18 protein-coding genes are annotated in these 21,930 nt (G+C 42.0%); 7 read left to right on the forward strand and 11 right to left on the reverse strand.

The features are described from left to right. Positions 1-127: 127 nt before the first annotated feature. Positions 128-997 carry a DUF3014 domain-containing protein gene (locus J3455_RS12685; RefSeq protein ID WP_349561863.1) on the reverse strand — a complete coding sequence of 290 codons (870 nt, stop codon included), beginning with the start codon at positions 995-997 and terminating at the stop codon, positions 128-130. A gap of 134 nt (positions 998-1,131) precedes the next feature. On the opposite strand from J3455_RS12685, the gene J3455_RS12690 reads away from it, so the two are divergent. After that, positions 1,132-2,277: a patatin-like phospholipase family protein gene (locus J3455_RS12690; RefSeq protein ID WP_130051036.1), complete on the forward strand. Its 1,146-nt coding sequence runs from the start codon at positions 1,132-1,134 to the stop codon at positions 2,275-2,277. Here the strand turns inward: J3455_RS12690 and J3455_RS12695 are convergent, their stop codons facing one another. Continuing rightward, positions 2,278-4,251 carry a monovalent cation:proton antiporter family protein gene (locus tag J3455_RS12695; RefSeq protein ID WP_167658367.1) on the reverse strand — a complete coding sequence of 658 codons (1,974 nt, stop codon included), beginning with the start codon at positions 4,249-4,251 and terminating at the stop codon, positions 2,278-2,280. It lies immediately after the preceding gene. Between the two features lie 139 nt (positions 4,252-4,390). On the opposite strand from J3455_RS12695, the gene J3455_RS12700 reads away from it, so the two are divergent. Next, positions 4,391-5,287 (forward strand): GGDEF domain-containing protein, encoded by an 897-nt coding sequence (locus tag J3455_RS12700; RefSeq protein WP_167658368.1) that lies wholly within the window; start codon positions 4,391-4,393, stop codon positions 5,285-5,287. A 25-nt stretch (positions 5,288-5,312) separates the two neighbouring features. Here J3455_RS12700 and J3455_RS12705 read toward each other — a convergent pair whose 3' ends face one another. The 6 genes from J3455_RS12705 to lpxB all read right to left on the reverse strand — a co-directional run bounded on the left by J3455_RS12705 (position 5,313) and on the right by lpxB (position 13,267). After that, positions 5,313-5,657, reverse strand: a complete 345-nt coding sequence (locus J3455_RS12705; protein ID WP_349561865.1) for a hypothetical protein — start codon at positions 5,655-5,657, stop codon at positions 5,313-5,315. Continuing rightward, positions 5,650-6,960, reverse strand: coding sequence for a tRNA lysidine(34) synthetase TilS (gene tilS, locus J3455_RS12710; protein ID WP_349561866.1), 1,311 nt, complete (start codon positions 6,958-6,960; stop codon positions 5,650-5,652). The genes J3455_RS12705 and tilS overlap by 8 nt, the downstream gene beginning before the upstream one ends. Before the next feature lie 90 nt (positions 6,961-7,050). Continuing rightward, positions 7,051-8,007, reverse strand: a complete 957-nt coding sequence (accA, locus tag J3455_RS12715) for an acetyl-CoA carboxylase carboxyl transferase subunit alpha (protein WP_130051031.1) — start codon at positions 8,005-8,007, stop codon at positions 7,051-7,053. 16 nt (positions 8,008-8,023) lie between these two features. Next, entirely contained in the window at positions 8,024-11,515 is a 3,492-nt protein-coding gene (gene dnaE, locus J3455_RS12720) for a DNA polymerase III subunit alpha (RefSeq protein ID WP_130051030.1), read from the reverse strand. Continuing rightward, the gene (rnhB, locus tag J3455_RS12725; RefSeq protein WP_130051029.1) at positions 11,515-12,120 is read right to left on the reverse strand and encodes a ribonuclease HII; all 606 of its coding nucleotides are present in this window, start codon (positions 12,118-12,120) and stop codon (positions 11,515-11,517) included. Before rnhB ends, dnaE begins: the two co-directional genes overlap by 1 nt. Further along, entirely contained in the window at positions 12,110-13,267 is a 1,158-nt protein-coding gene (gene lpxB, locus J3455_RS12730; RefSeq protein ID WP_167658371.1) for a lipid-A-disaccharide synthase, read from the reverse strand. The genes rnhB and lpxB overlap by 11 nt, the downstream gene beginning before the upstream one ends. A gap of 421 nt (positions 13,268-13,688) precedes the next feature. Here lpxB and J3455_RS12735 point away from each other — a divergent pair, with 421 nt between their 5' ends. The 5 genes from J3455_RS12735 to cydC are packed head-to-tail and all read left to right on the forward strand — an operon-like array spanning position 13,689 to position 20,058. Continuing rightward, a complete protein-coding gene (locus J3455_RS12735; protein ID WP_130051027.1) occupies positions 13,689-15,275 on the forward strand; it encodes a cytochrome ubiquinol oxidase subunit I in 1,587 nt (528 codons plus the stop codon). Beyond that, on the forward strand, positions 15,272-16,411 hold the full coding sequence (gene cydB / locus J3455_RS12740; RefSeq protein WP_130051026.1) for a cytochrome d ubiquinol oxidase subunit II: 1,140 nt from the start codon (positions 15,272-15,274) through the stop codon (positions 16,409-16,411). The genes J3455_RS12735 and cydB overlap by 4 nt, the downstream gene beginning before the upstream one ends. 12 nt (positions 16,412-16,423) lie before the next feature. Next, on the forward strand, positions 16,424-16,576 hold the full coding sequence (gene cydX / locus J3455_RS12745; protein WP_036969707.1) for a cytochrome bd-I oxidase subunit CydX: 153 nt from the start codon (positions 16,424-16,426) through the stop codon (positions 16,574-16,576). Further along, on the forward strand, positions 16,566-18,326 hold the full coding sequence (gene cydD, locus J3455_RS12750; RefSeq protein WP_349561867.1) for a thiol reductant ABC exporter subunit CydD: 1,761 nt from the start codon (positions 16,566-16,568) through the stop codon (positions 18,324-18,326). The genes cydX and cydD overlap by 11 nt, the downstream gene beginning before the upstream one ends. Then, positions 18,319-20,058 carry a thiol reductant ABC exporter subunit CydC gene (gene cydC, locus J3455_RS12755; protein WP_349561868.1) on the forward strand — a complete coding sequence of 580 codons (1,740 nt, stop codon included), beginning with the start codon at positions 18,319-18,321 and terminating at the stop codon, positions 20,056-20,058. Before cydD ends, cydC begins: the two co-directional genes overlap by 8 nt. On the opposite strand, the gene J3455_RS12760 is transcribed toward cydC, so the two are convergent. The 3 genes from J3455_RS12760 to fabZ form a co-directional block, all read right to left on the reverse strand. Next, positions 20,055-20,423, reverse strand: a complete 369-nt coding sequence (locus J3455_RS12760; protein WP_349561869.1) for a septal ring lytic transglycosylase RlpA family protein — start codon at positions 20,421-20,423, stop codon at positions 20,055-20,057. The two genes, cydC and J3455_RS12760, sit on opposite strands and share 4 nt — an antisense overlap. Positions 20,424-20,694: 271 nt before the next feature. Beyond that, complete coding sequence (lpxA, locus tag J3455_RS12765; protein WP_054553112.1) at positions 20,695-21,465, reverse strand: acyl-ACP--UDP-N-acetylglucosamine O-acyltransferase; 771 nt, start codon at positions 21,463-21,465, stop codon at positions 20,695-20,697. 2 nt (positions 21,466-21,467) lie between these two features. Beyond that, positions 21,468-21,920, reverse strand: coding sequence for a 3-hydroxyacyl-ACP dehydratase FabZ (gene fabZ, locus J3455_RS12770; RefSeq protein ID WP_054562040.1), 453 nt, complete (start codon positions 21,918-21,920; stop codon positions 21,468-21,470). Between the last annotated feature and the right edge of the window lie 10 nt (positions 21,921-21,930).

Here is a 21,930-nt window from a genome sequence, read left to right on the forward strand (position 1 = left end):
TTGAGGGCCTTGTTTGGCGCGGGAGGGATTATCTCTACTTTTAGCCTGTTATTCAAGGGGTATTCGAAAAAGAAAGTGCGATTGCATACTTGGTATACAATCGCACTGTATTTAGAGGGGTAATTACTTACTTTTCAAGTCCAGCTTTAATGTTGCGTAAAGCTGCTTTCACTTTTTTCATATTTTCTGGCCCCATGCGCAGCAATTGTTTTTGCGCATCAGGAAGATTTTCCCATTCAGAGTATGCGTATTGATAAGTGACTGAGTTACGAACTAGTGGCATATCACCTTTTGGTTCTGGCGTATCTAGAAGCACATCAATAGCTTCTTCTAAAGTCCCAGTAAATGCATCACCTTCGTAGCCAATTTCTGCATAAGCTTCGTTGATAAGAGGTTTATATTCATCATACATACGAATCACTTGCGCAGCACTTAAGCTTGTAAAGAGTTTCACATAAGGCGTATAGCGCTCATAGCTATTTGGATCAATTGTTAAAATATCACCTTCTATGACTTTGAACGACTCCTTAGGGCGCTCAACAGGAGCATGACTTAATGCTACTTTACCTTTTGCAATGTTATCAACATACACAACACCACGACGAATAAGATCATCAGTCACCATTAAACTCATCACTTGGTCACTTAGTAATTCATCCATGCGAGCAACAACAACTTCATCACTTTCATTTAAGGTTGGTAATGGCTTAACTTCAGGAACTGGCTCAGGAGTGCGCTCTGGAGCTGTATCTACTACAACAGGCTCTGGTTCAGGGTTTGTAACTTCAGGTTCTGACTCTGCTTCTGGTTCTTGATATTCCACAACAGGTACTTCTTCAGTAACAATGTCTTCAACAACTTGAACTGGTTTATCTTCAGGCTTTAATAAAATAAACGCTGCTACACCAGCGATAAGGATAAGAATAACAACCGCAAAAATGAGGTTATTATTTGATGAACCTTTTTGTACTTCAGGTTCTGACGAATGCTCCGACATAGACACTCCCTTAAAAATAAAACAGATAAAAATACGAAAAAACCATTTAGCCTTGAGCTAATCTTTGCTTCTTCTAGCTTAAAGACTTACAGTTGATAAATAAAGTAAAGACGCACAACTATTTAAATGCAACCATGAGCAGTAAGTTAAAAAAAACACAACACTCTAAAATCGCTTTATTACTAACAGGTGGTGGCGCACGAGCGGCTTATCAAGTCGGTGTACTTAAAGCGATAACGCAAAGCATGCCTCGAACAGCACCGCTGCCCTTTACTATTATTAATGGGACATCAGCTGGCGCAATTAATTCCGCAGCATTAGCTTGTTATGCATCTTGTGCGCACTTAGCATGTAAAAAACTTGAATGGGTTTGGAAGAACTTTTCTACTTCTCAAGTATATAAAAGTGACTTTTTAAGTGTGTTTTTGCATATTACTCGCAACATGCTGACAAGCTTTCAATCTGAACATATAAACCACCCACCAGCGAGCTTATTAAACAATAAGCCACTTAGAAAACTACTGCACGAAATACTCGATTTATCGCGTATTGAACGAAACCTACATAAAAACTATTTAGATGCAGTTTCAATTACGGCTTCAAGTTATACCACTGGCGACTCTGTAGCGTTTTTTCAGTCACTGACACAAAATCCTTGGCGCAGAGCAAAGCGTGAAGGCCAAGCAACCCGCATTAATGTTGAGCACTTAATGGCATCAAGTGCCATTCCTATGGTGTTCCCAAGTGTAAATGTTTATAACCACTATTTTGGTGACGGCTCTATTCACCAACTCTCGCCGCTTAGCCCGTCAATACATTTAGGTGCTGAGAAAATCTTTATTATTGGTGTTGATGAGCCAAAAGAGTTGCACCCACCGGGTTATCAACCCCATTACCCAGGTCTTTCTAATATCGCTGGTCACTTACTCGACAGTGTGTTCACAGACACGCTACAGTCTGACTTAGAGCGCTTACAACGTATCAATCGCACTTTGAGCCTATTGCCTGCCCGCGACAAGCACCAGGAACTAAAACAAATCGAAACATGCGTCATCAATCCATCGCAAAACTTCAATGCGATTGCTGCTCAGTTTTATGATGATATGCCCATGGCAATCAAATTACTACTGCGCATGATAGGTGTGAAAAAGCGTTCTCAATCAAGTTTAACCAGCTACTTGCTCTTTGAGAAACGCTATACCCAAAAGCTAATTGAAATTGGCTACCAAGATGGTCTCAATAAACTACCAGAAATTCGCAAATTCTTAGAGTTGGAGTAGCTATTCCATACCATCGAGTAAAAAGCGCTCTACCCGCTCTACTCGCCGAGGTTTACCTTGGAGCACTAAAATATCGCCCGCCAGTAAAATAGTTTGTGGTGAAGGAGCGTCAATTTCGCGGTCTTGTCGGCGCAGTGCTCTAACCGACACGCGGCGCTGCTCAAGCTTTAGCTCGCTAATTTTCTGATTTACCGCATAAGCATGCTCAGGCAACGCAATAACATGCAGATACTCAAGTCTGTCTGAGCTCGCCTCTTCACCATCAAGTTTATCACCAGTGAAAAAACCATGTAGAAACTTATAGCGATTACGCCTTTCTTTACTAACACGGCGAATAATTCGCGTCATCGGCACGCCAGACATATAAAGCACATGTGACACCAACATTAAGCTTGCTTCCAGCGTCTCTGGCACAACTTCAGTAACACCAAGCTCTTTAAGGGTTTCAAGTTCTGTATCATCACGCATCCTTACAAGTATTTTAACATCAGGCGCAATTTGCTTAATGGCATCTACAACTATTTGAGTTTGCTCAAAATCTGTAAAAGTAATGATCACTAGTCTTGCACGCTCTACACCCGCTGATTTTAAAATATCTTTTTGATTTACATGGCCAAATATAACAGGCTCGCCAGCTGCTTTAGCTTCTTGCAGCAAGATAGGGTTACTTTCTACCGCTACATACTCAATAGCTTCAGGTTTTAAAAAACGTGCAACAGTTTGGCCTACGCGAGAAAAGCCACAGATCACCACATGATTTTGATACAAAGGACTGCTGGTCGCAGGCTGTTGCCAGTACTGACCTGTGTGGCTCAAAAGACCCAGTTTTTTAAGAATAAGGGGGGTTTTATCAATGAGGTAAGGCGTTAACGCCATTGAAAGCACGCCAACTGCAATTAAAAATGAAGCTTGCTCTGAGCTTATTAATAAATGCTGCGAAGCAAGCGCTATTAATACAAAACCGAACTCCCCCATTTGCCAAAGCATTATACCTGCCGATACAGCATCTTGCTTACGTTCACCCATCACTTGAGCAGAAATCGCGAGCACTGCAATTTTAAACAGTAACAAGCCAATTAATACGGTGATGATCCAGTACCAGCTATTTAGCACATAAAGCACATCTAACTGCATACCTACAGTAACAAAAAATAGCCCCATTAAAATATCGCGAAAAGGCCTAATATCGGCTTCTAATTGGTGTCGATAATGACTTTCACCCAACATCATACCAGCTAAGAAAGCCCCTAACGCCATTGATAAGCCAAATAAGTAGGTTAGACCTGCGGCAAATAAGGCAACCAGTAAGGTCGTTAGCATAAATAGCTCATCGGTTCTTACTAGCGCTATTTCGCTAAACACTTTAGGTAAAATCCACTTACCTATACCAAACAACAAAATACACACCAAGGCACCTTTGGTGAGAGCAAAAGCAAGTGCGCCAACAATTTCTTCAGAGCCACTTTGAGCTAGTAAAGGATAAACAATGAGCAGAGGAACAACAGCAATATCTTGAAATAGCAACACCCCGATTGCCAGCTGACCGCGGCGCTGATTTAAATCTCCTGATTCTTTAAGCAACTTAACCACCACCGCCGTTGAAGACAGTGCCATCAAACTAGCAATAGTAAAACTATTTAAAAGGCTGTGCTCCAACAATAGTAAAACCAGCATAAACACAATACTGGTTACCACCACCTGCAAGGATCCAAGGCCAAATACAATGTTGCGCATCGCCATTAAACGCGGCAATGAAAACTCAAGCCCTAAACTAAACAATAAGAACACAATGCCTAGCTCAGCAACAAAATGCATTTCATGGCTTTGCGCCATCCAGCCTATACCATGACTACCCGCCAACAAGCCTGTAGCAAGATAAGCAAGAATAGGTGGTAAACCAATTCGTTTGAAGAACCAAACAAATAATACGGCAGCGACGAGCAAGCCAAACACTTGAATCAGCACATTTTGCAAGCAATAAACTCCTTTCTACTTGATGATAAAGCTGTACCCTCCTTTAAATATAGCAACCATCTGTTTTTCAGCCAGTTTAAAAATGTGGCACAAATCTCGCTAAGTATGAGTATCAAAACACTCCGGGGGGAGAATTATCATGGAAAATGTCCATATTTTGACGCAGCGGGTGTCTGCGCGAGGCGAGTTTCTGCCGTTTTCGGCAGAGCATTACCGAATAAATGAAACGAATAATCCACAAGACTTGGTCGCGAGGTTACAAACCACGTTATCAATCGAAGAAATTTTGACTATTTTTGCCGAGCACGCAAAACAATTAATCAATTTATCTGGGTTACAGTTTCAATCTGCGCTCGGAGTGTCACAAAGTGCTGGAAGCGATACTAGTCAAACACCCTACTCTTTTGATTTAGATATCGAAAGTGAACGATTAGGGCAATTAATTTACTTTAGCCAATTTCCTATGGGCAAGGCAATTGAAGCTAAACTAAAAATGCTTCATGCAGTCCTTGTTTATCCGTTACGTAACGCACTTATGTACACCCGCGTATTACGCTTGGCTACTAAAGATGCACTAACTGGCTTAAACAACCGTAGTCAATTTAATGACAGCTTGGCACAAAAATTAGAGCGTTGCCGCCGACAACATCGTCCGTTTAGTTTAATGCTGCTTGATTTAGATAACTTTAAACAAGTTAACGATACCTATGGTCATAAAATTGGCGACGATGTTTTACAAGAATTTGCTGAAGTTTTGCGTTGCAGCGTGCGTGGAACAGACTCAATTTTTCGCTTTGGCGGAGACGAATTCGCGTTATTAATTGATGACCCCGAATTTACAACCAATAAAGTGGTTGCAGAACGCATTATGAAACTAGTAGAAGATTCCAGCTTAATGAAAAAATATAGTGTTTCTTCTAGTATTGGTTATACACTCGCTAATAACCAAGACTGTGAAAATGAAGTATTCGCACGTGCTGATAAAGGCCTTTATAAGGCAAAAGCAGCAGGCAGAAATTGCGCACGAGCTTACTAATCAAGTAAAAGCCTAGCATCCCCCGCTAGGCTTTTTTTTTTATAAATTTATAACCAAGTAGTACTAACCAAAAACCAGCAAAGAAGCCAGTTAATAAGTAAAGCAAGGCAGCCATGTTGGTAAGGGGCGATACCATCACTAAAGCCAATGGCGTAAGCACGCCTAAAATAAAGAAAATACCGCCTTTACCTGACCAATAGCCTAGCAGCAATATTGAACAAACTATGCCGCCAGCTAGCGCATAAAAAAGTGTGTTTAAAGTCAGTTCTGTATAGGCAAAACCAGCAATAACAGCCACCAACACAGATAACACAAAGCCTAGTGGTGCTTTATTAACTAGCGATAAACCTACATGTGGTTGTTCACTCATAGGGTGTCTCCCAGATAATTCCATCTTCAACACTGTGCTGCTCACTAACAAAGTAGCCAACAACTTGCACAAGTTGATCATTATAAAAAATAAGTGGTGTCTGCGCACGAAGCCAAGGGGCAACTTTGGCATCTTTAAACCAATGTTTTAAGGTATTTGAGCCAGGTTTATGCAAAGGCTTTATGCGCGCTTGTGGTTTATTAAATTCAACCCTTACTCGCTCATCTTTTTGAGGTTTCCTAACACCTTTGCCCGCTTTGACAATTAATTTGCGGCCATCTGTAAGTTTAACGCTCTGCAAAGCAATATCCATTGCCTGTGGTATTGCTTGCTCCGTCACAAAGTACAAATATTGCTGATGACGACGAACATCGCCGCTTTGCAAACAGATTTTTAACTGCGCATCGGCTTTTGCCGTTAAGCCTTGCTCGATAATTTGCTGCAGTTGATTTTCAGAAGGTAACTGATACGTAAACTGATTAAGCCACGCACGCACTAGGTTAGCTTGTCTGGGCTTACTAAAATCAGCAATTGCCGCACAACTTAAGCCTTTATACTTATTTTGACAGTTTGCAAGATCGTTTTGGGTATACTCATCAAGTAACGATTGCTGTTGCTGTAACAGTCGAATACTACGCGCTGCACTTTTTTCAAAGCCTTGAAAGCGTTCAGTTAAAGTAGGCATTACCTGATGACGTAAAAAATTACGGTCAAAGCGTTCATCAACATTTGAGTCATCGGTGATGTGGGTAATGGCAAACTCATCGGCAAACTGCTCTATTTGCTCACGAGTAATATCTATCAGTGGCCTAAAGCAAACTCGCCCAGAAGCTAATAATCGCTTTTGTTGCATCGATGCCAAGCCCTGTAAGCCTGAGCCGCGTTTAAGCCGTAATAAGAAAGTTTCAAGTTGGTCATTTAAGTGCTGACCAAGCAGAATTACACTACCAACCAAACAGTGCTCATCGAGAGCTTGGTATCTTGCCTCTCGAGCTTGTGCTTCGAGTGAAGTACGCGAGCGTTCAATAATTTCAACCTGCAACGCTTTAAATGTCACACCTAGCTCTTCGCATAGCGATTTACAAAATACTTGCCACTCATAAGCATGTTCACTCAAACCATGATTAACATACACGGCTTCAAGTTCAAGTTCAGGATGCTGTTTTCGAGCTAAGCTCATTAGATGTAATAACACGACAGAGTCAACACCACCAGATAAGGCGACACTAAAGTAGCGTTGCTGAGCGTTCAGCAAAGGCTGTAATTGTGCTAAAAAATGGTGATATAAACCTGATGTTTGCATTAATAACCAATGAGTATATAAGCGCCTGAGTTATCGGCATTATAAAACAAAAAAAGCCGCAAAAGCGGCTTTTTTCATTTATTTGCTGTGTTAGCAATAACCAAACGACATTAAACGCTTGTAACGCTGATCAAGCATTTCATCAAGTGAAAGGCCTTGTAACTCAGCAAGATCACGCTTAAGTTGGTTTTTAAGGTTACGAGCCATGGCATCATAATTGCGATGTGCGCCACCTAGCGGCTCATCAATTACGTTGTTGATTAAATCAAGCTCTTTAACACGTGCAGCAGTTACACCCATTGCTTCTGCAGCTAATGGTGCCTTGTCTGCGCTTTTCCATAAGATTGATGCACAACCTTCTGGTGAAATAACTGAGTAAGTGCTGTATTGCAACATGTTAACGCGGTCACCCACACCAATTGCTAATGCACCACCAGAACCACCTTCACCGATCACAGTACAGATGGTTGGTACTTTTAATGCAGCCATTACTTTAAGGTTACGAGCAATAGCTTCACTTTGACCACGCTCTTCTGCACCAACACCTGGGTATGCACCTGGCGTGTCGATGAATGTCATGATTGGCATTTTGAAACGCTCAGCCATTTCCATTAAGCGTAGTGCTTTACGGTAACCTTCTGGCTTTGGCATACCAAAGTTGCGTTTAATTTTTTCTGCAGTATCACGACCTTTTTGTTGGCCAATAACCATCACTGGTTGACCATCAAAACGTGCAACACCGCCTAAAATAGCTGGGTCGTTAGCAAAAGTACGGTCGCCTGCTAGTTCGTCAAATTCCGTGAAAATACGCTCGATGTAATCACGAGTATAAGGACGCAACGGATGACGGGCTAACTGAGAAACCTGCCAAGCACCTAATTCAGAGAAAATTTTCTCTTTCATTTCAGCACTTTTCTCTTTTAATCGACTGACTTCCTCTTCTAATCCAAGGTCTAATTCGCCAGCGCGGCTTACATTTTGTAATTCTTCAATTTTTGCTTCTAATTCTGCAATTGGAAGCTCAAAATCAAGATAATTGAGGCTCATGCTCTAAACTACCTAATTAATTAAATTCTAGTTCTACATCTTGCGCCGCCATAAGCGATAACTTGTGAATTAAGTCATCGCTCGGCGTAACACACCATTCGGTTCCTAAAGTAATCTCAGCCAACGCATCCGGACGTTGATAGAATACTTTAATAGGACAAGTACCAAACTTATAAGGTTCCAGTACTTTTTGTAAATTATCGAAGAAGTTCGCCTCGATCTGCACCATATTTAAGGTCATTTTAATCGCTTTTATACGTTTTTCTCGCGCCTCAGCGATGGTGCATATGTCTCTAGCGGTCATTGTAATGCCACCGGAGAAGTTATCAAAGCTGACCTGTCCTGATATTACCAAGATATTGTTTACTTGCAGCAAATCTTGGTACATTTCAAACTGTTCTGGGAATAAGCGTACATCAATACGGGCACTCTTGTCATCTAAAGTTACAAGACCCCAACGATTTCCCTTTTTGTTTATCAGGGTTCGGGCAGAAATCACTAAGCCTGCAGCTGTGGACTGCACATCGCGATTAGTTGGCTGTAAATCGACTAGTCTTCCCGTTGTATAGTGTTTTAACTCTTTACGATACTGATTAATTGGGTGGCCAGTTAAATACAGGCCTAAGGTTTCTTTCTCACCATCAAGCCACTCATTGTCGGTTAAATCGGTTGCTTTAATGAATGCTTGTTCAACTTCATCTGGCTCTGTCGCAAGTAAACCAAATAAATCTGCCTGCCCTAGTGACTCAGCCTTATGATGCTGATCGGCTGCTCGCATTGCATCTTTTAAACTAGCCAATAAGGTAGCACGACCAGGCTGTGTTTTATCTGGGCCGAGTTGATCGAGTGCTCCGGCATAAATAAGCTTTTCAACAACACGCTTATTTAAACGCTTTAAGTCAACACGGGCACAAAAATCAAATAAGTCTTTAAACGGACCACCTTCGCTACGAGCTTCTAAAATAGCTTCAACAGGCGCCTCACCGACCCCTTTAATTGCACCGATACCGTAGACAATTTCACCTTGTAGATTAACCGTAAACTTGTACTCACCGGCATTTACATCTGGTGGTAGCAAGGTCAGTTTCATGTTTTCACATTCATCTACCAAGGTAACAATTTTATCGGTGTTATCCATATCCGCCGACATTACCGCTGCCATAAACTCTGCTGGGTAGTGGGTTTTCATCCACAGTGTTTGGTACGATACTAAGGCATAAGCAGCTGAGTGAGATTTGTTAAAACCATAACCTGCGAACTTCTCTACCAAGTCGAAGATTTTCATTGCAAGTTCGCCGTCAACTCCGTTATTAACAGCTCCTTCTTCGAAGGTTGAACGTTGCTTTGCCATCTCCTCTGGCTTTTTCTTACCCATCGCACGACGCAACATATCAGCGCCACCTAGCGTATAACCTGCTAGAACCTGCGCAATCTGCATTACTTGTTCTTGGTATAGAATGATACCGTAGGTTGGCTCTAATATTGGCTGCAGACTTTCATGTTGCCATTGAACATCTGGGTAGGATATTTCTTCTCGACCATGCTTACGGTCGATAAAGTTATCTACCATGCCTGATTGCAATGGACCTGGGCGGAATAGTGCTACCAGTGCGATCATATCTTCGAAACAGTCGGGTTTCAGACGGCGAATCAAATCTTTCATACCACGAGATTCTAGCTGGAATACCGCGGTGGTTTCGGCGCGTAGCAGTAACTCAATACTTGGCTTATCATCAAGAGGAATAGCGTTGATATCAACCGGCTCTTTCCCCTCTCGGGCTAAGCGCTCATTAGTCATATCAAGCGCCCACTGCAAGATAGTTAACGTTCTTAGACCTAAGAAGTCGAACTTAACTAAGCCTGCCGTCTCAACATCGTTTTTATCAAATTGCGTTACTGGGAATTTACCTTCATCATCACAATAAAGGGCCGCAAAGTCAGTGATAGTAGTTGGAGATATTACAACACCACCAGCGTGTTTACCGGCATTACGTGTACACCCTTCAAGGATGCGACACATATCGATAAGTTCTTTTACCTCTTCATCACCGTCGTAGGCTTCTTGTAAACGTGGCTCAACATCAAAGGCTTTAGCTAAGGTCATACCCGGATCGCCCGGTACTAATTTCGAAATACGATCAACAAAGCCGTAAGGGTGGCCTAATACACGGCCTACATCCCGAATAACCGCTTTTGCGGCCATGGTACCAAAAGTGATGATCTGAGATACCGCGTCACGACCATAAAGCGCCGCTACGTGATCGATTACCTCATCGCGTCGGTCCATACAGAAGTCGACATCAAAGTCGGGCATTGAGATACGCTCAGGGTTCAAGAAACGTTCGAATAGTAAGTCAAATTCTAACGGATCAAGGTCGGTAATCTTTAGTGCATAAGCAACCAACGAACCAGCACCAGAACCACGCCCTGGTCCTACCGGAATATTGTTATCTTTACTCCACTGGATGAACTCCATTACGATCAAGAAGTAACCAGGGAACCCCATTTGGTTGATTACCTCGAGCTCTATTTTTAGACGCTCATCATACTCAACACGTTTTTCTTTACGCTCTTGCTCATCGGGGAATAAAAACTGTAAACGCTCTTCAAGACCATCTTCAGAAACCTTTACCAAGAAGTCGTCAATTTTCAGCGATCCAGTTGGATAATCTGGTAAGAAGTAAGTCCCTAGCTGCACGGTCACATTACAGCGCTTGGCAATTTCAACGGTGTTTTCTAACGCTTCTGGAATATCGCTAAATAGCTCAGCCATTTGCTCCGCTGTTTTAAGATATTGCTGCTCAGAAAAGCGTTTTGGTCTACGTTTATCTTCTAATGTGTAACCGTCATGGATTGCAACTCGGATTTCGTGGGCTTCAAAGTTTTCTGGTTTTAAAAACACTACTTCGTTAGTTGCCACCACGGGTAACTGCTCTTTTGCGGCAAGCTCAACAGCTAGGTGTAAATAGTCTTCTTCTAAAGCACGCTCAGTACGAATAAGCTCAATGTAATAATGATCGCTAAAATGCTGCTTATAAAAGCTAACTACCGATTCAATGAGCCCAGGGTTACCTTTTAATAGGGCTTTACCTAAGTCACCATCTTTCGCACCAGATAATAAGATTAGGCCATTTTTGTGCTCCACCAGCCATTCACGGTCAACCACAGGGCGATGAAATAAATGTCCGCGCTGATATGCTTTAGAGATCAATAAAGTAAGGTTTTTATAGCCTTCGTTATCTTTCGCTAAGATGGTAATACGACTAGGTTCGTCTTCAAATTCAGGGCTTCTTAACCAAAAATCAGCGCCGACAATTGGCTTAATACCGGCACCATGGGCAGCACCATAAAAACGCACCAAACCACATAAGTTCATCTGATCGGTAATAGCCAATGCAGGCATTTGCAGCTCTTCTGCTTTAGCTACAATCGGCTTAGTTTTAGCTAGACCATCCACCATTGAGAAATCTGAGTGAACACGTAAGTGAACAAATTGCGGCGCTGGCATTACAATTGCTCTCCTTTTAACGCCAAAATGCGCTGAACAGGTTTAAAGCTTTTACGATGTTCTGCAATTGCACCGTATTGTTCGAGTGCCGCAAAGTGCGCTTTAGTCGGATAGCCTTTGTGGCCTGCAAAGCCATAATCAGGATAACGCTTATCAAGCTCAATCATTTCATCATCACGGGCAACTTTAGCTAAAATAGAAGCAGCTGAAATCTCTTCGACCAAGCTATCGCCTTTTACTACCGCCTGTGCTGGAACTGTCAGTTGGCTTGGCACACGGTTGCCATCAATAAAAACAAACTCAGGTTTAACACTTAAGCCTTCAACTGCGCGACTCATTGCTAGCATAGTGGCGTGCAATATATTTAATTCGTCAATTTCACTTGGGCTACAGCGACCAATGGCATAACACAGCGCTTTTTCTTTTATTTCTGCAGCCAATAATTGACGTTTTTTGTCTGATAACTTTTTAGAATCGGTTAAACCTGCAATAGGCTTATTTGGGTCGAGTATCACCGCAGCGGTAACAACATCACCGACCAATGGACCACGGCCAACTTCATCTACACCAGCAATATAATTAACATTCGGTCGTTCAATTTGCATTTAGTAACTCCGCGACTGCTGCTGCAGCTTGTTCATTGGCATTTAATCTTATGTCTTTATGGATGGCTAAAAAGCGCGCTTTTAGTTCACTGTTATCCGTATTCAACATAGGTGTTAGCGCAGCTGATAAGTTATCAACATTACACTCTGATTGTAGGTATTCTGGTACTAGTTCTTCATTGGCTAATAAGTTAGGCAACGAGAAATATTTAATGTTAAAAGTGAATAATGTTTTGAATATCCAATAACTCATAGGCTTAATTTTGTAGCCCACGACCATCGGCTTTTTATACAACATGCCTTCAAGTGTTGCGGTTCCTGAGGCAAGTAAAATGGCATCCGCTGCTTGCATTGCAAGGTTTGACTGACCATCCAATAATTGCAGTTTTAGCTCAGGATCTGTTTTTTCTAAAATTTCACAAAACTGTGCTTTTCGTTTCTCATTAACTAATGGCACCACAATTTTAAGATCAGGATTTTGTGCTTGTAGTTTAGATGCCGTTTCGATGTAGGTTTCGCTTAAAAGCCCCACTTCAGAACCACGGCTACCCGGTAATAACGCTAGCACTTTATCTGTTTGTGCTAAACCAAGTTTGTTACGAGCCTCGGTTTGGTCATGCTCAAGTGCAATATCATCGGCAAGCGTGTGCCCAACAAAAGTACATGGTACACCGTGTTTATCGTAAAAGGCTTTTTCAAACGGTAATAATGCCAACACTAAATTTGTGGCTGCACTGATTTTATGAATACGTTTTTCACGCCACGCCCACACTGATGGACTAACATATTGTACTGTTTTAATGCCTGCTTCTTTTAGCGGTTTTTCAACACGTAAATTAAAGTCAGGCGCATCAATACCAATAAATACATCCGGTGGATTGTCGATAAAATGTTGCACCAATTGTTTGCGTATTTTAAGTAAGCGAGGTAACCGGCCAAGTACCTCAACTAAACCCATTACCGATAATTCATCCATATCGAATAATGTTTTACAGCCAGCCGCTTGCATACGCGGGCCCGCAATCCCTTCAAATATGGCATCCGGAAAACGGCGTTTAAGTGCTTTTATTAGCCCTTCACCTAAAATATCACCAGATAACTCACCTGCCACCAAGGCAATACGTAACGGCTTTGTATGTTCTTTCATTCGTTGATAATTCGCAACTTTTGGCACTAATAAAAATGAGTTTACCGTGTTTTAGCAGTCGGATAAATGTCACAGAGTTAATAAATACTAGAAATCGAAATTAGCGTGCTTACTTGCTCAATGATTGAGCTTCTTAAGCGCGAATCGTGCAGGTTTATTGCCGCTTGCTAAAAAAAATATATGAAAAAGAATAAAATAAGCCATAGCTAACAGGCTTTTTATAACGATTAAATATTTGAAATTTTAGAGTTTTATCTCTAATCTGTAGAAAAGATGAACATAATTAATTCATCTTTATTTCATATTTTCCTATTGACTAAAATGAATACAGGTTTACTATTTGCAAAGTTTCAATAATTACTGAAACTTTATAACCGATAATTTGTCGTGTCTACCGCACCCGCTAACAAGGAGCTTAACAATGATAGATGAAACATTTGTGGATCTATCGCGATTGCAATTTGCAATCACTGCCCTATTTCACTTCCTATTTGTCCCACTTACCTTAGGTATGACGTGGATTTTGGTGATCATGGAATCCGTTTACGTGATGACTGGTCGAGAAATTTATCGTGATATGACTAAGTTCTGGGGTAAGTTATTTGGTATTAACTTTGCGATTGGTGTGGCCACAGGCCTTACCATGGAGTTTGAGTTCGGTACCAACTGGTCTTATTACTCTCACTATGTGGGCGATATTTTTGGTGCTCCACTGGCGATTGAAGGCTTAATGGCTTTCTTCTTAGAATCAACTTTTGTGGGTATGTTCTTTTTAGGCTGGGAACGACTGACACGACGCCAGCATCTTGCTGCAACCTTCTTGATGGCATTAGGTACTAACTTATCTGCGCTATGGATTTTAGTAGCAAATGGTTGGATGCAGAATCCTGTAGGTGCTGAATTTAATTACCAAACCATGCGTATGGAAATGACCAGCTTTGCTGAATTGGTATTTAACCCAGTCGCACAAGTTAAGTTTATTCATACCGTATCAGCAGGCTATGTTGCAGCATCTATGTTCGTACTTGGTATTAGTAGCTGGTACATCTTAAAAGGTCGCGACCTTGCTTTTGCAAAACGCTCGTTCTCGGTCGCGTCAGGTTTTGGTTTAGCGTCTATTCTTTGTGTTATTTTACTTGGTGATGAATCTGGCTACGAAGTTGGCGAGGTGCAAAAAGTAAAACTCGCTACCATTGAAGCTGAGTGGCACACCGAAGAAGCCCCTGCTGCATTCACACTGGTAGGTATTCCTGACTCTGAAGAGCAAGTAACTCACGCTGCTGTTAAAATTCCATATGCGCTAGGTATCATTGCAACGCGCTCAATTGATGAGCAAGTAACAGGCATTAAAGACCTCGAAGCACAGCATGAAGAGCGTATTCGTAATGGCATGATTGCATACGAATACCTAGAGAAGCTTCGTGGTGGTGAAGACACCCCTGAAAACATTGCTAAATTCGATACTTTAAAAGCTGATCTTGGCTATGGTTTGTTACTTAAGCGCTACACACCTAACGTGGTAGATGCAACAGAAGAACATATTCAAAAAGCAGTGAAAGACTCAATCCCTCAAGTTGGCCCTATGTTCTGGTCATTTAGAATCATGGTTGGCTGTGGTGTCATTATGCTTGGCGTATTTGTTCTGGCGTTTTATTACAATGCACACCGTATTATTGAGCAAAAGCGTTGGTTACTCTGGGCTGCAGTATGGAGTATTCCACTTCCTTGGATTGCCATTGAGTTTGGCTGGATTGTTGCAGAATACGGTCGCCAACCTTGGGCAATTTCAGAAATTCTACCGACCTTCTTGGCAACCTCGTCGCTGACGGTGAATGACTTATTGATTAGTATTACTGGTTTCTTAGTATTCTATACAGGTCTAGCTGCAGTTGAAGGCTGGTTGATGCTGCGCTTTGTTAAACAAGGTCCAAGCTCGCTTCATACCGGTAAATATCACCATGAACTTGCCAAAGCGGATTCACTTGTAAGCGAAGGAGCTCAGTCATGATTTTTGATTACGAAACACTAAAACTAATTTGGTGGCTGTTAATTGGTGTATTACTGATTGGCTTTGCAGTGACCGATGGTATGGATATGGGCGTGGCAATTTTGCTTCGTCTGGTTGGTAAAACTGATGTTGAACGCCGTACAGTAATTAACACCATTGGCGCTCACTGGGATGGAAACCAAGTATGGTTCATCACCGCAGGTGGTGCCCTCTTTGCTGCTTGGCCTATGGTGTATGCAGCCGCATTCTCTGGCTTTTACTTTGCAATGATGCTGGTGTTATTTGCGCTATTTTTCAGACCGCTTGGTTTTGATTACCGCTCAAAAATAGATTCACCACGCTGGCGTAATAACTGGGATTGGGGCCTGTTTGCAGGTAGCTTTATTCCAGCACTCGTATTTGGGGTTGCCTTTGGTAACCTATTACAAGGTGTGCCTTATCATATCGATGATCTACTACGTGTTAGCTACCAAGGTTCATTCTTTGCGTTATTGAACCCGTTTGCCATCGTCGTTGGTCTCGTTAGTGTACTTATGCTAGTTGGTCATGCGGGTATGTGGTTGCAACTTCGAACTGATGCAGAAGTAGCAAAACGTTCAGCACAATATGGCCAATATGCACTTATGGCGTTTATTGTATTATTTGCCTTAGCAGGTGTGTGGGTATCTCAAATTGACGGTTATAAAATCGTTAGCATGGGCGATACACAAGGCTTTGCAAATCCATTGGCTAAAACAGTAACTCAGGCACCAGGTGCATGGCTTGATAACTATACAAAAATGCCATTAACAATGCTGTTCCCTGCTCTTGCTTTTATCATGGCTGCACTGGCAATTGTGTTATCTAAATTACAAAAACCAGCGATGGCACTTATCGCTTCAAGCTTAATGCTAGCAGGTGTGATATTGACTGCGGGTATGTCAATGTTCCCGTTCGTTATGCCTTCGAGCAATAACCCAAATATTAGTCTAACTATGTGGGATGCAGTTTCGAGCCATATGACATTAAACGTGATGTTTTTCGCTGCCGTTATTTTTGTACCACTTATTCTTATTTACACGACATGGTGTTATGTGAAAATGTGGCGCAAAGTAACCATCAATGAAATTGAAAACAACACCCACGGTAGCTATTAAGGAGATTTAAATATGTGGTATTTTGCCTGGATATTAGGTGTTCTATTAGCCTGTACTCTTGGGGTGATTAACGTAATGTGGTACGAATTTCACCAACATAAAGATTCTATCGCTGATGATGAGCTAGAGCTGTACGCGAGACTCAAAAACAACGATGACAACTAAACCCCGACCAAATCGCGCGCAGCAGCAAACGCTGCGCGCTTTTTTAAAGCAGTATAGTCAGTCCGCTTCAGGACTTCTTAAATTAAGCATTAGTCTGGGTACACTCAATGCCCTATTAATGATTGCCTCTTGTTATCTTCTTGCAAACGCTGTTCATCAAGTCATGTTTGAGCAAGCAGACTTGCAAGCTGTAATCCCCTTGTTATGGCCTCTTGCTGGACTTATCTTACTACGCGCTGTGCTTGTTGCTCTTAGTGAGCGAGTAAGTAACCTTGCCGCATTAAAAATAAAAAACGTGATGCGCAATACATTACTTGAAAAGTTAACCAAACTTGGTCCGGCCTATAGTGAACAAAAAGGACATGGCGCAACGCTTAATACATTACATAATGGTGTTGAAGCGCTGCATCAATACTACGCAAACTACATTCCCAGCGTGGCATACAGCGCACTGATCCCTTTGGCTATATTAGTAGTGATTTTTCCAACCGATTACAAAGCTGGGCTCATTTTTCTTTTAACAGCCCCGCTTATCCCATTTTTTATGATTTTAGTGGGCCATAAAGCTGAGCAGCTCAACCAAGAACGTTGGCAGCAACTTGCTGTACTCGGCAATTACTTTTTCGACCGCCTACAAGGGCTTACTCAATTAAAACTATTTAATGCAACCAAGCGTGAGCTAAATAGTATCAGTCAGATTTCTGATGATTACCGTGGTGCAACCATGGGAGTATTGAAAGTTGCCTTTTTATCTTCTTTCGCACTTGAGTTTTTAGCCACTATTAGTGTTGCACTTGTTGCAGTGATCATTGGCTTTAGACTGTTTTTTGGTACGCTCGATTTTGCCACCGGATTTGTAGTGCTATTACTGGCTCCTGAGTTTTACTTACCACTTCGACAAATGGGCACTCATTACCATGCAAAGCTCGAGGGTATTAGCGCCGCTGCTGATATGGTCGACATAATTAATCAGAGCGACGCCGATGAACATTTAGGTTCCTCTAAACTTGAGTTACCGCTAAAAGACATACAACTGAGTGCGCTTAGCTACCACTACCCCGAAACAAATGAAGGGGTGACTGATATAAACTTAACCCTACCTAAAAAAGGCCTAATTGCATTTGTGGGTGAAAGTGGCTCTGGTAAAAGTACCTTATTTGATTGCCTATTGGGTTTTCATCATAAAGCCAGCAGTGCCATTATCATTAACGGACAGCAACTAAGCACTATTGCTTTACATGATTGGCAAGCACAACTTGCGTGGATCCCACAACAAGCCACGTTATTTTATCGAACTGTTGCAGACAATCTGAGATTAGCTAAACCAGATGCAAGTCAAACAGAACTCGACGAGGCCGCAATGAGAGCAGGTGCGCTAGAGTTTATAAACGCCTTACCTGATGGATTTAATACCTTATTAGGTGAGCAAGGAGAAGGCCTCTCTGGGGGGCAAAAGCAGCGCATAGCCCTTGCCCGTGCGTTTTTAAAGAATGCCCCTGTGCTAATGCTTGATGAGCCTACAGCGCACTTAGACAGCCAAACAGAGCGCCTAATCAATCAGGCAATTCAAGATTATGCAAAAAACCATCTCGTGTTGGTTATTGCTCACAGGCTTAATACGGTAAAACAGGCGGATAATATTTACGTAATGCAACAAGGTCAAATTGTTGAATCTGGTCATTATCAGCAACTCATTGAACAAGCAGGCCTCTTTGCTAAACTCGTGAGCCAAGGTGAAGCCCATGCATAACTTTATACGCTTATTAAAGCTATGCAAGCCTCATGCTGGCATGCTGTTACTGGGTGCTTTTTTAGCAAGCTTAACGGTACTTGCTAACGTTGGCTTACTCTCTATTTCGGGCTGGTTTTTAGCAGCCATGGCAGCCGCTGGTATTGCCGGAGTGCAGATGAATTACTTTACTCCAGCTGGGGTGATCCGCTTTTTAGCGATAGTACGCACAGCTTCACGTTACGGTGAGCGGATGATAACTCATAATGCCACCTTTTTATTACTGAGCGAATTTCGCGTAAAAATGTTCAGGACCCTCAGCCAGCTAAACAACGTTGACTTAGCAATGAGTCGTAGTAGCGATTTGTTTAACCGCCTGCAAAACGATGTTGATGCGCTAGATAAGTTTTACCTAAATGTGCTGCTTCCCATTATCGTCGCGATTATCAGCATCCCTATCGTAATGGCATTTATGGCTATGTATAGCGCTGAGGTTGCATTAGTCTGCTTTATTTCACTGATGATTATTGGCGTACTGCTACCAGCAATATTAAGCCGTAAACTTCACCGACAAGCAGATGCAGAAACACAAATTTCAGCAGAGTTAAGGTCTGAACTTGCCGATACTCTAAAAGGTGCAAGAGAGCTTGCTGTTTATCAAGCACAAGAAGCGCAATTAACCCATTGTGACTTACTGAGTAAGCAATACAACAGCCAGCTCTATAACCGCCACAAAGCCGTTGCAAACAGCAATGGCTTAAGCACTTTGGTGATACAGCTTACCATGCTAGCCAGTGTATTTATGATAATTCCACTGGTTGCAATGGGAACCATGAAAAACGTTGAACTGGCGATGCTCGCGTTATTTGTATTAGCAAGTTTTGAAACAGTGCTCACCTTGCCCACTGCATTTATCGAGTTGCCACTCACCCTAAGTGCTGCAAAGCGACTGTTTGCACTTGAAGATAAGCACAGCAGCCATCTAAGTAAACAGCAAAACTGCTTAGCTCACCAATCTGCAATTGGTCTTGAACTGGCTGCGGTGAATTACCAATACGCAGGAGCGAAAAACAAAGCTCTTAATAATATCAATTTTGTGATTACACCGGGGAGTAATGTTGCGCTAGTGGGTGCCAGTGGCAGTGGCAAAACTACCCTTGTTAACTTACTCACAGGCCTTTGGCCAAAGCAATCAGGCTCATTAAAATTCATTACAGATCAAGGTACCTTTGAACTAGAAAGCATGACGGCTGCAACACGCTTTAAGCAGCTGACAATTGTTGCTCAGCAACATCATATTTTTGATGGTACGCTTCGTGAGAATCTTCGCTATGCAGCGCCAGAGGCGACTGATGAAATGCTTATTGAAGCCTGTGAACAAGCTGAACTTGGCTCTTGGCTAAACAACTTAAAGACCGGCCTTAATACCCGTTTAGGCACCGCGGGAAGAAAACTTTCACATGGTCAGTCACGTCGAATCGCCATTGCCCAAGCCCTATTAAGGGAAGGTAATTTAATTGTTCTTGATGAACCAACAGAGAGCCTAGATAACCATACCAAGCAGAAATTGCTCACTACGCTTGAAAAAATATGGGCCGATAAAACTATGCTGACCATTACTCACGATCCAGAAATGCTAAGTCGTGTTGATAAGGTTATTTGGTTAGAACAAGGACAAGTAAGAGCGCTTGCAAGTCATGCTGAATTAGTGGCGAATGAAGCTGATTACGTGGAGCTTATCACCCGTTTTTAATCGAGTCGCTCAACTGTAACGTCAATCACACCTTGCTTTACTGAGGCAATTTGTGAGAACGCCTTTTTTGATAAATCGATAATACGACCGCGGATAAATGGGCCGCGGTCATTAATGGTAACAATCTTACTTTTATTGTTACTAATATTGGTGACCTTTACTCTGCTGCCAAAGCCAAGCGTTTGATGAGCCGCGCTCAATGCCTGTTGATTAAACACCTCTCCACTTGCTGTAGTTCGGCCATGGTATTTATCAGCGTAATAACTGGCTTTGCCTTTTTCAATCACTCCTTTAGATACCGAAGGCGCACTACTACAACCAGTTATAATTAAGCTTAATAATGCAAAGAGGATGAGTTTGTTCATATTATATAATCCTTTTTTTTTACCATAAATGTAGCAAGCGCTTATACCAATCCGCTTAATTAAATGGTCTATTTTGAGGCAATAAAACCTCGTTGATAGCAAGGCAAAAATTTCGTTATTTAGTTGTTCTAAATTAGAAATTTTTAACGCAGATAGCGACAGGTTTAATCCCTCAAAATGATTAAGTATTTTTGCGGATTGGTATTAGCAAAACCTGAACTATAAAAGCAAAAAAGCCACCTTTCGGTGGCTTTTAGTCTATCGCTTATAATTAGCGAATAATTCCGCGCTCAGAGCTTTTCACAAAGTCTATCATCAGCTGAACAGCTGGGTACTTCGCAGCATCTTCGCTTAGCTCAGCGATTGCTTCTTCAACACCTAAGCTCTTACGGTAAAGCGTTTTATATGCACGGCGTGTGGCCATGATTTCATCGCTTTCAAAACCTCGGCGCTTCATGCCTTCAGTATTGATTGCTACAGGGCCTGCTGGCGTACCAATAGTTGTTACAAATGGCGGTACATCTTTATTAACACCTGAGTACATACCAACAAAGGCATGTGAACCGATTTTACAGAACTGATGAACACCAGAATTACCTGCAAGGATCACCCAATCACCTACATGAACGTGGCCAGCAACAGAGGCATTGTTAGCAAAAATAACGTTATCGCCCACGACTGCATCATGTGCAACGTGTGTGTAAGCCATGAATAGGTTATTGCTACCAATTTTTGTCACACCTTGATCTTGAATTGTACCTCGGTGAATAGTTGCACACTCACGGATCACGTTGTTGTCACCAATAATCAAGGTTGTTGGCTCATTAGCGTACTTTTTATCTTGGCAAGCTTCACCAACCGAAGCAAATTGGAAAATATGGTTACCAGAACCAATCGTCGATGGGCCTTTTACAACCACATGAGATTCGATGATACAGTTATCACCAATAGTTACATCGTTACCGATATAGCTATAAGGGCCAACTGATACGTTATTTCCAAGTTTTGCACCTGGTTCGATTATTGCCGTAGGATGGATCACTATTAAAACTCTCTTCTCGCACACATGATTTCGGCAGTACACACTACTTTGCCGTCAACTTTTGCTTCTGCTGCAAATTTCCATATATTGCGGCGCTCTTTTACAAACTCTACATGCAAATGCATGGTATCACCAGGTAATACCGGCTGTTTGAATCGCGCATTGTCGATCGCTGCGAATAAATATAGTTCGTTATCACTGCGATTTTCAACTGTCTTAAAACCAAGTAAGCCAGTTGCTTGTGCCATTGCTTCTAAAATCAACACACCTGGAAAGATAGGTTGATTAGGAAAATGACCCGTAAAAATAGGTTCGTTCACTGTTACGTTTTTTATAGCATGTAACGACTCGCCTGGCGTGTAATCAAGTACACGGTCAACAAGTAGCATCGGGTAACGATGCGGAAGTAAACTCAAGATATCTTGGATATCAAGACTATTTAATTCATTTGCCAAAATAGCATCC

The organism is Pseudoalteromonas sp. NFXS39 (genome assembly GCF_040148775.1).
Lineage (GTDB): Bacteria > Pseudomonadota > Gammaproteobacteria > Enterobacterales > Alteromonadaceae > Pseudoalteromonas > Pseudoalteromonas apostichopi.